Source organism: Kitasatospora sp. NPDC059648 (genome assembly GCF_042734825.1).
In the GTDB taxonomy this organism is placed as follows: Bacteria; Actinomycetota; Actinomycetes; order Streptomycetales; family Streptomycetaceae; genus Kitasatospora.
Genome location: NZ_JBHWDU010000144.1, coordinates 1 through 11620 on the forward strand (window position 1 = coordinate 1; position 11620 = coordinate 11620).

At 72.9% G+C, this 11620-nt stretch carries 13 protein-coding genes; 3 read left to right on the top strand and 10 right to left on the bottom strand.

Going from position 1 to position 11620, the window contains the following annotated elements:
• Positions 1 to 229, top strand: a 229-nt coding sequence (locus ACFV1W_RS38650; RefSeq protein WP_380422045.1) for a hypothetical protein, incomplete at its 5' end; no start/stop codon positions are given.
• 180 nt (positions 230 to 409) lie between these two features.
• Here the strand turns inward: ACFV1W_RS38650 and tyrS are convergent.
• A complete protein-coding gene (gene tyrS / locus ACFV1W_RS38655; RefSeq protein WP_380422062.1) occupies positions 410 to 1678 on the bottom strand; it encodes a tyrosine--tRNA ligase in 1269 nt (422 codons plus the stop codon).
• Between the two features lie 293 nt (positions 1679 to 1971).
• Here tyrS and ACFV1W_RS38660 point away from each other — a divergent pair, with 293 nt between their 5' ends.
• Positions 1972 to 2502: an HNH endonuclease gene (locus ACFV1W_RS38660; RefSeq protein ID WP_030285730.1), complete on the top strand. Its 531-nt coding sequence runs from the start codon at positions 1972 to 1974 to the stop codon at positions 2500 to 2502.
• A gap of 84 nt (positions 2503 to 2586) precedes the next feature.
• Here ACFV1W_RS38660 and ACFV1W_RS38665 read toward each other — a convergent pair whose 3' ends face one another.
• The 7 genes from ACFV1W_RS38665 to ACFV1W_RS38695 form a co-directional block, all read right to left on the bottom strand.
• Complete coding sequence (locus ACFV1W_RS38665; protein ID WP_380422047.1) at positions 2587 to 4569, bottom strand: PQQ-binding-like beta-propeller repeat protein; 1983 nt, start codon at positions 4567 to 4569, stop codon at positions 2587 to 2589.
• A gap of 112 nt (positions 4570 to 4681) precedes the next feature.
• Positions 4682 to 4987 (bottom strand): 4a-hydroxytetrahydrobiopterin dehydratase, encoded by a 306-nt coding sequence (locus ACFV1W_RS38670; protein ID WP_380422048.1) that lies wholly within the window; start codon positions 4985 to 4987, stop codon positions 4682 to 4684.
• A 43-nt stretch (positions 4988 to 5030) separates the two neighbouring features.
• Positions 5031 to 5210 (bottom strand): DUF1272 domain-containing protein, encoded by a 180-nt coding sequence (locus tag ACFV1W_RS38675; RefSeq protein WP_380422050.1) that lies wholly within the window; start codon positions 5208 to 5210, stop codon positions 5031 to 5033.
• 59 nt (positions 5211 to 5269) lie between these two features.
• Positions 5270 to 6028: a sulfite exporter TauE/SafE family protein gene (locus tag ACFV1W_RS38680; RefSeq protein WP_380422051.1), complete on the bottom strand. Its 759-nt coding sequence runs from the start codon at positions 6026 to 6028 to the stop codon at positions 5270 to 5272.
• Between the two features lie 218 nt (positions 6029 to 6246).
• On the bottom strand, positions 6247 to 7299 hold the full coding sequence (locus ACFV1W_RS38685) for an SPFH domain-containing protein (RefSeq protein WP_380422052.1): 1053 nt from the start codon (positions 7297 to 7299) through the stop codon (positions 6247 to 6249).
• A 10-nt stretch (positions 7300 to 7309) separates the two neighbouring features.
• Positions 7310 to 7732: an NfeD family protein gene (locus ACFV1W_RS38690; protein ID WP_380422054.1), complete on the bottom strand. Its 423-nt coding sequence runs from the start codon at positions 7730 to 7732 to the stop codon at positions 7310 to 7312.
• A 120-nt stretch (positions 7733 to 7852) separates the two neighbouring features.
• On the bottom strand, positions 7853 to 8644 hold the full coding sequence (locus ACFV1W_RS38695; RefSeq protein WP_380422055.1) for an ABC transporter ATP-binding protein: 792 nt from the start codon (positions 8642 to 8644) through the stop codon (positions 7853 to 7855).
• Positions 8645 to 8793: 149 nt separating this feature from the next.
• Here ACFV1W_RS38695 and ACFV1W_RS38700 point away from each other — a divergent pair, with 149 nt between their 5' ends.
• Complete coding sequence (locus ACFV1W_RS38700) at positions 8794 to 9597, top strand: hypothetical protein (protein WP_380422056.1); 804 nt, start codon at positions 8794 to 8796, stop codon at positions 9595 to 9597.
• Here ACFV1W_RS38700 and ACFV1W_RS38705 read toward each other — a convergent pair.
• Positions 9594 to 10259, bottom strand: a complete 666-nt coding sequence (locus tag ACFV1W_RS38705) for a response regulator (protein ID WP_380422058.1) — start codon at positions 10257 to 10259, stop codon at positions 9594 to 9596. The genes ACFV1W_RS38700 and ACFV1W_RS38705 overlap by 4 nt on opposite strands.
• Positions 10252 to 11448, bottom strand: coding sequence for a GAF domain-containing sensor histidine kinase (locus ACFV1W_RS38710; RefSeq protein WP_380422060.1), 1197 nt, complete (start codon positions 11446 to 11448; stop codon positions 10252 to 10254). Before ACFV1W_RS38710 ends, ACFV1W_RS38705 begins: the two co-directional genes overlap by 8 nt.
• Positions 11449 to 11620 lie beyond the last annotated feature (172 nt).

Consider the following 11620-nt stretch of genomic DNA (forward strand, 5'->3'; position numbering starts at 1 on the left):
GACCGCCTTCCAGCGGGCCCTCCGGGCGCTTCGTTCTTTCGTGTTTCCAGCTTATCAGATGTTTTCCGCTCCGTTTTCCGGAGTTTCATTCATCCAATTTCCCGAACTGGCCGGGCCGCTTTCCGCGACGACCACCACATTAGCGCATTCCGAGAGTCACTCGGAATTCACACCCACACCCGTTGACGGCAACGCCGACGGACCCAAACGAATGGGCTTCGAAGTGTGAGAGTGGGTCTTGCTGAGTGGGGTGGCCGCTCCAGCGACTCGTTCAACACTAGGCCACCTGGAGGACATCGTCAAACGTCGAGGGCCGGATCTGTCCAGATCCGGCCCTCGGAGCTCAAAGCCGCAGCTCAGAGCGGGTGCGCTTTCAGCCAGTCGATCACCTGCCCGGGCGGCGGACCGGTCAGCCGGCCGGGACCAGCTCCGCTGCCGCCAGGTTGCGCTTGCCACGGCGCAGCACCAGCCAGCGGCCGTGCAGCAGGTCGGCCTCGGTCGGCACCGCCTCCTCGTCCGTCACCTTGACGTTGTTGAGGTAGGCGCCGCCCTCCTTGATCGTCCGGCGGGCCGCCGAGCGGCTCGGCGCCAGGCCGACGGCGACCAACAGATCGACCACCGGCTGGAGTTCGGTGACCTCGGCCTTCGGGACCTCGGCAAGGGCCGCGGCCAGGGTCGGAGCCTCCAGGTCGGCCAGGTCGCCCTGCCCGAACAGCGCCTTGGACGCGGCCACCGCACGCTCGTACTGCTCGGCGCCGTGCACCAGCGTGGTGAGCTCCTCTGCCAGCGCGCGCTGGGCGAGGCGGGCGGCAGGGCGCTCGGCGGTCTCGCGCTCCAGCTCCTCGATCTCCTCCTTCGAGCGGAAGCTGAAGATCCGCAGGAAGTTGGAGACGTCCCGGTCGTCCGCGTTCAGCCAGAACTGGTAGAAGGCGTACGGGGTGGTGAGCTCGGGGTCGAGCCAGACCGTGCCGGACTCCGTCTTGCCGAACTTGGTGCCGTCGGCCTTGACGATCAGCGGCGTGGCCAGCGCGTGCACGGACTTGCCCTCGGCCTTGCGGATCAGGTCCGTGCCGGCCGTGAGGTTGCCCCACTGGTCGCTGCCGCCGGTCTGCAGGGTGCAGCCGTAGCGGCGGTTCAGCTCCAGGTAGTCCATGCCCTGGAGGATCTGGTAGCTGAACTCGGTGTAGCTGATGCCCGCGTCGGAGTTGAGCCGTCGGGCGACGGCCTCCTTGGCGATCATGTTGTTGACGCGGAAGTACTTGCCGACGTCGCGCAGCAGGCTGATGGCCGACATCCCGGAGGTCCAGTCCAGGTTGTTCACCATGCGCGCCGCGTACGGACCCTCGAAGTCGAGGAAGCGCGAGACCTGGCCGCGCAGGCGCTCGACCCAGCCCGCCACCGTCTCGGGGTCGTTGAGCACGCGCTCGGCGGTGGGCTTCGGGTCGCCGATCAGGCCCGTGGCACCGCCGACCAGGCCGAGCGGGAGGTTCCCCGCCTGCTGGATGCGGCGCATGGTGAGGATCTGCACCAGGTTGCCGAGGTGCAGGCTGGGGGCCGTCGGATCGAAGCCGCAATAGAACGTGACCGGGCCGTCCGCGAACGCCTTGCGCAGTGCGTCCTCGTCGGTGGACAGGGCGATCAGCCCACGCCACCGCAGCTCGTCGACGATGTCCGTCACGGTCACGCTTCTCCTTCGATCGGGCGCCCGCCCGCTGTCGGCCCGGTTCGGTCGGGCCCGGGGTCGGTACGACTCCAGCCTGATAGAGCCTACGCGGTTCCGGCCAGCGAGTTTCCCCCGAGGCGCCGCGTCGGGTCGACGGCCCTGCTCCCCCGCGTTCCTCCCCGACACCGGAAATTCCGTTGTTCGTCGGCTGCGGGCCCATTCAGAGTGGGTTCACCGCCGTGCGGCGGCAGTGACGTGTGTGGAGACGGTCGTGCCGCCGTGGCACGCCCGTGGGAAGGGTGTGCCGAGTGCGCAACACGCTGGTTCTGAACGCGAGCTACGAGCCCCTGACGACGGTGTCGCTCCAGCGCGCCGTCGTCCTGGTGCTCCAGGACAAGGCGGTGGTGGAGCAGGCGCACCCGCTGCGCTCGATCCGGGGGACGGGCGTGGCCGTCCCGGTGCCCCGGGTGATCAGGCTGCAGAGGTACGTGAGAGTGCCGTTCCGACAACAGGCCCCGTGGTCGAGGCGGGGTGTCCTGGCCCGGGACCAGCACCTGTGCGCCTACTGCGGGCGCCGGGCCACCACGGTGGACCACCTGCAGCCCAGGTCCCGCGGTGGCGAGGACAGCTGGATGAACACCGTGGCCGCGTGCGCGGAGGACAACCAGCGCAAGGCCGACCGGACGCCGGAACAGGCCGGGATGAAACTGCTGCGGCGGCCGTTCGTGCCGACCCCGCAGGCCACCCTGATGCTGGCACTCGGGCTTCGTGGCTCGGAGGCCCGCGAGCTCGCCGACTGGCTGCCGGCGGTTCCGGGGCAGCCCGTCACGGCGGCCTAGCGGGGAACCGGGGCCAGCCCAGCCGGGAACGGGGGCCCAGCCGGGAGCCCGGGCCGGGAACCGAGCACAGGGCCCGGACCGGCCTCAGCCCTTCGCCTGGTAGCCCGCCGCCGTGCCGTAGTTGGCCGCGTGCTCTGGCACCACGACCACCTGTCCGCCGCCGATCAGCACCCGCCCGGAGAGCAGCAACGAGCCGGTGCCGGGCGGGAAGTTTCCGCCGACCGCCTCCTGGCCGCCGTCCAGCGGGAAGCGGCCGAGGCGGGCGGGCTGGTCCCGGCGCTCGTCGCCGGCCAGCACCAGCGAGCCGCCGTCGAGGCCGACCGCCCGGGAGGTGCCCTTGGCGGCGGTCGGCGTCTTCCAGCGCTGCTTGCCGGTGTCCAGGTCGTAGCCGACCGCGGACACCGGTCCGCCGCCGTTCGCCGGGGTCATCGCCGCGACCATCGTGCGGCCCTCGAAGAACACCTCGGGCGTGGCCGAAAACGTCCCGTGGGTGACGTCCAACCGGCCGCCGTCGGTGACCACGGGGATCTCGACGGCCGGGTCGCCGGCAGTGCCCCAGGCGAACACCCGGTCGTCCTCGGGCTTCCCGCCGGTGGTGAGCACCACGGCCGGTTCGGCGGAGAGCACCGTCACCGTCTTCGGCTGGTTGTTCAGTCCCCGCCACCAGCTGACCTTGCCGTCCGCCGCGTTCAGCGCGACGGCCTGGTCGGCGGGCGTCGAGTCGGCGCAGGAGGAGGCGACCAGCACGGTCTTGCCGCTGACGCCGCCGGACAGGGTGCAGAACTTGCCCTGCCCGGTGTACTGCCAGGCGTCCTTGCCGTCGGCCGCCGCCCAGGCCGCCGCCCGGTCGTCGCCGACCGCGATCACCATGTCCTCGGTGACGCCGATCCGCGCGGAGTAGGCGTCCTTGGAATCCGAGAGGCTCTTGGTCCAGGCGGTCTTGCCGGTCCTGGTGTCCACGGCGGCGACCAGGGTGCAGGGGCTCTTCGGATCCGCCTGCGGCCGGAACAGGGCCGCGCCAAGCCCCGCTCGGTTCACGCTCGCCGAGAGGCCGCACGGGACGGCCCCGGCCGCCGGGGGCGCGACCGACCAGGTCGGCTTGCCCGCCGTCCGGTCGTACGCGTGCACGCCCGAGCCGTCGGCGCGGACCACCGAGTCGGCCAGCAGCCAGCTGCCGACCAGGGTGTCGTCGCCCGCCTGCTGCGCGGCGGCGACGGCGGCGGGCTGCGCCGACCAGACCTTGGTGTGCGCCACCGCGAACCCGGGCTCACCGCCACTGGACGCGGACGCGCTGCCGCCGCCCTCGGCGCCGACCGTCAGCGCCGCGGCTATCAGCACGCCGAGCGCAGCCACCCCTGCGCCGGCCCGCACCAGCAGGGCCCGTCGGCTGGGCACGTGCTCCCCGGTCAGGACGGCCGCCCGGACCTTGTCCACCATCGAGGAGGAGGGAGAGGGAGAGGAAGGGGAGGCGGAGGCGGAGGCGGAGCCGCCCTCACCACCGCGACCGCCCCGCCGAGCGCCCCGCGGACGCGCGCCGGGCTCGGCGGCCGCGACGGCCCCGGACGCTGCGCCCGCCGGGGAGTCCTCGACGGCCGGTTCGGGCTCCGCCGGGAACTCCTCGATCCGCACATGGCCGTCGGCCGCGTACTCGGCCCCCGGCGGGACGTACAGCCCCTCCTCCACCGGCTGGGCCTGCGGTGCGGCGTACGGCCGCTGCCCGTGCTCCGGGTACTGCTCCTGGTACGGCTGGAACTGCTCCACGCCGCCGTACGCCCCGTGCGCCTGGCCCTGGTACTGCCCCTGCTCCTGGTACTGCCCGTGCTCCTGGAAGCCGGGGTCCGCGAAGCCCTGCCCCTGGAAGTAGCCGCCCTCGACGTACCCCGTCTGCGCGTAGCCACCCTGCTGCTCGTACGGGACCTGGTCGTACTGCCACTGCCCGGACGGCTCCGGCTGCTGCCACTGCGCCGCCTGCTGCTGCGGGTCGTAGTAGCCCTGCCAGTCCTGCGCGCCCTGGGGGTGCCACGGCTGCTGCTGGGCATGGGCGTCTCCGAAGGGCTCCTGTGCCACCGTTCCGTCCCTCCCAGCCCCCCAGCCGGTCTGCCGATTGCGGCAGTCAGCATCTCACGCCCGCCGGGGCCCACCACCCGGGCCCTCGACGCGGTGCCGGGAGGGCCGGGCCTCAGGCCGCCGACTCGGCGCGCAGGGCCTCGTCGATGCGGGCGGCGAGGGTGAAGTCCAGGCCGGTGAGCCCGCCCTCGCTGTGGGTGGACAGCACGAAGCGCAGGGTGCGCCAGCGGATGTCGATGTCGGGGTGGTGGTCGAGTTCCTCGGCCTGCTCGGCGACGGCGACGACCACCCGGATCGCGGCCGGGAAGTCGGGGGCGTCGGCGCTGCGGACGATGCTGTCGCCGTCCCGGCTCCACAGCGGCGCGTCCGCCAGCGCCACCGCGATCTCGTCCTCGCTCAGTCGTGCCCTCTTGCTCATCGGTGCGCTCCGGGTCTCGTCGGTGATGCCGGTGGGGTGCCGGTCAGGCGGCCCTCCGACGCGGACGGGTCACCAGTTCGCCTCCGCAGTTGGGGCAGTTGGCGGCCATGGCCTCGGTGCAGTCCGCGCAGAAGGTGCACTCGTAGGAACATATCGAGGCGGGGCCGTCGGCGGTCAGCGACACCTCGCAGCGCTCGCAGGTCTCGCGCATCTCCAGGGCCATGGCTTGTTTCCTCCTGTGCGGGTACGGTCCGACGGTCGGTCAAGCGTACGGTCCGACCGTCAGCTCAGCAGCAGCTTGGTGACGGCCACCAGTCCGACCACCACGATGACCGCGCGCAGCACGGTCGGCGGGAGGCGGCGGCCGACCTTGGCGCCCAGCAGGCCGCCGGCCAGCGAGCCCACCGCGATCAGCCCGGCGGCCGTCCAGTTCACCGTCGAGGTGAACAGGAAGAACAGGGCGGCGACCGCGTTGACGATCATCGCCAGGGCGTTCTTCACCGCGTTGATCCGCTGCAGGTCCTCCTGGAGCAGCATGCCCATCAGCGCCACCAGCAGGACGCCCTGCGCGGCGCCGAAGTAGCCGCCGTAGATGCCGGTGAGGAACACCCCGGCCAGCAGCGCCAGGCTGCCGTCCGGGTCGCCGTCGGCCCGGCGCCGGGCCGCGACGGCCTTGGCGACCCGGGGCTGGATCACCACCAGGACGAGCGCGAGCAGGATCAGCGCCGGGACGATCGCGTCGAAGGCCCCGCTCGGCAGCTTGATCAGCAGCAGTGCGCCGAGCAGCCCGCCGAGCAGCGAGGCGGTACCCATCCTCCGCAACCGGCGGCCCTGGCCGACCAGTTCGCGACGGTAGCCGATCACGCCGCTGAGCGAGCCGGGCACCAGGCCGAAGGAGTTGGAGACATTGGCGGTCACCGGCGGAATGCCGACGGCGAGCAGCACCGGGAAGGTGATCAGGGTGCCGGAGCCGACGATCACGTTGATCATCCCGGCCCCGACGCCGGCCACCAGGACGGCGATCGCCTCCCAGAGCGTCATGGGTCACCTCTCCTCGCGGTCCTGTCCGAGGGGATCATGCCGGACCCCGCCCCGGCCGGACCAGGCCCGCCCACGATTCGGGACCCACACCACACCGCCGTCACGCCCGCACGCCGCATCGCCGTCACGCCCGCACACCGCACCGCGGGTACGGACCGGAAGAACGCCGGGGGCCCGCCACCACCAGGCAGCGGGCCCCGGCCGGAGATCTCGGCCGATCACTCCGGGTCGATCTTGCGGTACTCCCGCGCCGGGTCCACCCGGGGACGGGCGGCGCCCTTCTCGACGTCCACCGGCCGCGGCCCGGCCGCCGGGTCGATCGGCACCTGGGTGGCGGCCGGAGGCGCCTGCGGCACGCTCGGCGCCGCCACCGCACCGCCGTTCACGCCCCCGCCGTTGCCGGCCAGGCCGGTGAAGGCGCCGCCGAGGCCCTTGAGCGCGTCGCCGACCTCGCTGGGGATGATCCAGAGCTTGTTGGAGTCGCCCTTGGCCAGTTCGGGCAGGGTCTGCAGGTACTGGTAGGCGAGCAGCTTCTGGTCGGCGTCGCCGTCGTGGATGGCCTCGAAGACCGTCCGGATCGCGGCGGCCTCACCGTCGGCGCGCAGCACCGCGGCCTGCGCCTCACCCTCGGCCCGGAGCACGTCCGCCTGCTTCTCACCCTCGGCCTTGAGGATCTGCGCCTGGCGCTGGCCCTCGGCGGTGAGGATCGCGGCGCGCTTGTCGCGGTCGGCGCGCATCTGCTTCTCCATCGAGTCCTGGATGGAGGTCGGCGGCTCGATCGCCTTCAGCTCGACGCGGTTGACCCGGATGCCCCACTTGCCGGTGGCCTCGTCCAGCACCCCGCGCAGGCCGGCGTTGATGACCTCGCGCGAGGTCAGGGTGGACTCCAGGTCCATCGAGCCGATGATGTTGCGCAGCGTGGTGACGGTCAGCTGCTCGATCGCCTGGATGTAGCTGGCGACCTCGTAGGTGGCCGCCCGGGGGTCGGTGACCTGGTAGTAGATGACGGTGTCGATGTTCACCACCAGGTTGTCCTGGGTGATCACCGGCTGCGGCGGGAACGGCACGACCTGCTCGCGCAGGTCGATGCGGTTGCGGACCCGGTCGATGAACGGGACGACGATGTTCAGCCCTGCGTTGAGCGTCCGGGTGTAGCGGCCGAAGCGCTCCACGATCGCGGCGCTGGCCTGCGGGATGACCTGGATCGTCTTGATCAGCGCGATGAAGGCCACCACGACCAGGACGACCAAAACGATAAGGACGGGTTCCACGGACTCTCCCCTAGACGACCAGGGCGGTCGCGCCCTGGATTTCGACGACGTCGACCTGCTGCCCGGGCTGGTAGACCTGGTCCGGGTGGAGCGCGCGGGCCGACCAGATCTCGCCGTTGAGCTTGATCCGTCCGCCCTCCCCGTCGACGGTTTCCGCGACGACCGCGGTGGCGCCCTGGAGCGCCTCGATGCCCATCTTGATCTGCGGTCCCCGCTGCAGCTGCCGGTAGGCGATCGGACGGACGAAGGCCACCAGCGCGACCGAGACCACCAGGAAGGTCACGGCCTGGAGGACCACCCCCGCGCCCAGCCCGGCGGCCCCGGCGGCCGCCAGCGCGCCGACGGCGAACATGGCGAACTCCGGCATCGCGGTGAGCACCAGCGGTATGCCGAGGGCCGCGGCGGCCAGGAGCCACCAGATCCAGCTGTCCACACGTCCATCCTAGGGAGCGAAGGGCCTTCGAGGCGGACAGTTCCCGCAGGTCGAGGGGCGGAAACCGGTCGCACGTGCGACCGGTTCCGACGAGCCTTCGTGAGGTGGACGGACGGGGGGTCAGCCCAGCGGCAGACCCTGCGCCGACCAGCGGTCGCCGTGGCGCTCCAGGGTCAGCGGCAGGCCGAAGCACTTGGAGAGGTTGCGGGCGGTCAGCTCGGTGTCGATCGGGCCGGCGGTGAGCACCTTGCCCTGACGGATCATCAGCACGTGGGTGAAGCCGGGGGCGATCTCCTCGACGTGGTGGGTGACCATCGCCATGGCCGGCGCGAACTCGTCCTGGGCGAGCGCGCCGAGCCGGCGGACCAGGTCCTCCCGGCCGCCGAGGTCCAGTCCGGCCGCGGGCTCGTCGAGCAGCAGCAGCTCGGGGTCGGTCATCAGGGCGCGGGCGATCAGGGTGCGCTTGCGCTCGCCCTCGGAGAGGGTGCCGAACTTGCGGCCGGTGAGGTTGGCCATGCCCATGCGGTCGAGCAGGGCGAGGGCACGGCCCTCGTCGGACTGCTCGTAGGTCTCCTGCCAGCTGACCGTCATGCCGTAGGCGGCGGTGAGCACGGTCTGCAGCACGGTCTGCTCGGCCGGCAGCTTGTCGAACATCGAGGCCCCGGCCAGGCCGATCCGGGAGCGCAGCTCGAAGACGTCGATCTCGTCCAGCTTCTCGCCCAGCACCGAGGCCTTGCCCGAGGTCGGGAACAGGTACGAGGAGGCGATCTGCAGCAGGGTGGTCTTGCCGGCGCCGTTCGGTCCCAGGATGACCCAGCGCTCACCCTCCGAGATGGACCACGAGACCTGGTCGACCAGCGCGCGCCCCTCCCGGACCACGGATACGTCCACCAGCTCCAGCACGTCGCTCATGCCTACGCCTTCCCCAAATACAAAAATGTCGGCCGTCGGTGCGGGCGGCGAGCCTACTCCGGCGGCCGGTGGGCACGGGGTGGGTGCGCCGCACGCGCATGGGCAAACCTACGCCACGCGGATGACCGCCGATTCCGTAGGCTGGCCGGATGCTCGCGACTCCTGCCGACAATCCGTACGAAGAACCCCGTTCGGGGCGGCTGACCGCCTGGGGCAACGCCCTGCTGAGCGGCCTGGTACCGCCCGACGACGCCGCGACGGCCGTGCTGGGCGCCGACGAGGGCCACCGGGTGACCGGGCTGCCCGGGGACGCTCCGGGCGAGCAGCACGGGCTGACCTGGGCACTCGGCCGGCTGCGGGTGCTGGGCGTGAAGGGCCTGCGGCTGGCGCTGCCCTCGGCAGGGCACCCGCTGGGGCTGACCGGCCCGGCGGCCTTCAACGGGCGGGCCATGGCGGCGGGCGAGGCGGTGCTCGCGGTGGGCGTCCCGCTCGGCCTCGTCCCGGAGGTCACCGTGTACGGCCCGGAGGGGGACCGCTCGGCGACCGTGCTGTGGCGCTGCGCCGAGGTCAACGACACCCCTCCGGCCGACGTGCCCTCGCTGCACGAGGCCGAGCGCGAGCTGGCGGACGGGCTGCGCGAGGCGACCGTGCTGCTCACCCGGCTGGACGTGGCGGGCGCCGGCCCTGAGGCGCTGCGCGCCCTGGAGGCGTACCGCCGGCGCGGGCACGCCGAGTTGCTCGCCCCCGGCTATCCGCCGCGGGCCGTGCGGGTGCTGGAGTCGGCCCGCCAGGTGTCCGCCCTGCTGGCGATCGCCTCGGGTGGCCACGGCGCGGCCGTGAGCGCCTCCGAGATGGCCGCCCGCCAGTCCGTGCTGGCCCCGCTGCGGCGCACCGCCCGCCGAGCCCAGGTGGCGGCCTACAACGCGCTGGTGGACGAGCGCGGGGACCGCTAGGACGCCGAGCCCTCGCGGGTCTCGCCGTTGCGGACGGCCCACAGCGCGGCCTGGGTGCGGTCGGCGAGGTCCAGCTTCATCAGGATGTTGGACACGTGGGTCTTCACCGTCTTCTCCGAGAGGTGGAGGCTGCGGGCGATCTCCCGGTTGGAGCGGCCGTCGGCGATGTGGCCGAGCACCTCGCGCTCGCGCTCGGTGAGGGTGCCGCCGCGGCCCTGCGGGGCGCGCGGGCCCTCGTCGGCCAGCAGCGCCTCGGCCAGTTCCGGCTGGAGCAGCACGTGCCCGGCGTGCACCGAGCGGATGGCACCGGCCAGCGCCTCCGGGTCCACGTCCTTGTAGACGTACCCGGCGGCGCCGGCCCGCAGCGCGGGGACCATGGTGCGGTGCTCGGTGAAACTGGTGACGATCAGGATCCGGGCTCGGCTGCCCTCGCCCTTGAGCGTGCGCAGCGCCTCGATGCCGTCGACGCCGGGCATCTTGAGGTCCATCAGGACGACGTCCGGGTCGAGTTCGCGGGCGCGGTCGACGCCCTCGGCCCCGTCGGCGGCCTCCCCGACCACCTCGATGTCGTCCTGGACCTCCAGGAAGGTGCGCAGCCCGCGGCGGACCACCTGGTGGTCGTCGACCAGCAGGACGCGGATCGACGGTGTGCTCTCAGGCACCGGGGACCTCCATCTCGACGAGCGTCCCCTTGCCGGGGGCGGACTCCAGGGTGAGCGCGCCGCCGACGGCGGCCGCGCGGTCGCGCATCGAGGCCAGGCCGAGGTGTCGGCCGGCCCGGCGGACGGACTCGGGGTCGAAGCCGCGCCCGTCGTCGCGCACCCGGAGCACGGCGCCGCGGGCGGCGGTGCCGGTGAGGGTGACGGTGACCCGGCGGGCGCCGGAGTGGCGCAACGCGTTGTGCAGCGCCTCCTGGGCGACCCGCAGCAGCGCGGCCTCCTGGGCGGGCGGCAGGGCGCGGACCCCGTCGGCGGCGAAGGCCAGGTCGGCGGTGTGCGCGCGGTCGAGGAGCTGCACCTGGGAGGCGAGGGTGGCGCTCAGCCCGTCCTCCTCCAGGGCGGCGGGGCGCAGTTCGACCACCACGGCGCGCAGTTCGTCGGCCGCCTCGGCGGCGAGCCGGGCGACCTCGGCGAGTTCGGCGCGGGCGCGGGCCGGGTCGCGGTCGACGAGCTTGGCGGCGGCCTTGGCGGTCAGCCGCAGCGAGAAGAGCTTCTGCGAGACGGCGTCGTGCAGGTCGTGGGCGATCCGGGCGCGTTCGCCGGCCAGGGTGAGCTCGCGGCTGCGTTCGTACAGCCGGGCGTTGGACAGGGCGAGGGAGGCGTGCGCGGCGAGGATCCGCAGCAGCTCCTCGTCGTGGTCGGTGAACAGGCCGCCGCCGCGCTTGTTGGCGAGGAAGATGACGCCCATCACCCGCGGTTCGTCCTCGGCGGCCTCGGCGTCCAGGACGGGCATGCCGAGGAAGGCGTCCATCTCGGGGTGGGCGGCGGGCCAGCCCTCGAAGGCCGGGGCCCTGCGGACGTCGACGAGGCGGGTGGGGCCGGTCTCGTGCAGCAGTTCGGCGAGCACGCCGTGCTGACGGGGCAGCGGGCCGATCGCCCGCCACTGCTCGTCGGTGACGCCGTCGACCACGAACTGGGCGAAGCCGCCGTGGTCGTCGGGCACGCCGAGGGCCGCGTACTCGGCGTCGAGCAGGTCGCGGGCGGAGGCGGTGATGCGGCGCAGCACCTCGCGGACCTCCAGGTGCCGGCTCATCGCGAGCAGGGCCTGGCTGACGGCTTCGATGCCGGCCAGCGGGTCGCAGGCGGTGAGCGGGCCTTCGGGAGTCCGGTGGTCACCGGTGGTGCTGGGCATACCGCCAAACTACCGCCGCCGCGGGGGCGTCCGCGTCCGCCCGGGGCCGCCCCGGACGCGGGTCCGGGGACCTAGGACCAATGCCGGTGACTTAGGTCGCGTCCGCTCTGGTGATCGTGGTGACTGCGGGGGTTGGTGGCGGCCAGTCGCGGTGTTGGGCGCGTTTGAGGGG

Bases quoted from the DNA above. Each gene is read 5' to 3' on its own strand.
- ACFV1W_RS38700 (WP_380422056.1), top strand. From the start codon at position 8,794: ATGCTCGCGACTCCTGCCGACAATCCGTACGAAGAACCCCGTTCGGGG.
- ACFV1W_RS38675 (WP_380422050.1), bottom strand. From the start codon at position 5,210: ATGGCCCTGGAGATGCGCGAGACCTGCGAGCGCTGCGAGGTGTCGCTG.
- ACFV1W_RS38670 (WP_380422048.1), bottom strand. From the start codon at position 4,987: ATGAGCAAGAGGGCACGACTGAGCGAGGACGAGATCGCGGTGGCGCTG.
- ACFV1W_RS38695 (WP_380422055.1), bottom strand. From the start codon at position 8,644: ATGAGCGACGTGCTGGAGCTGGTGGACGTATCCGTGGTCCGGGAGGGG.
- ACFV1W_RS38680 (WP_380422051.1), bottom strand. From the start codon at position 6,028: ATGACGCTCTGGGAGGCGATCGCCGTCCTGGTGGCCGGCGTCGGGGCC.
- ACFV1W_RS38710 (WP_380422060.1), bottom strand. From the start codon at position 11,448: ATGCCCAGCACCACCGGTGACCACCGGACTCCCGAAGGCCCGCTCACC.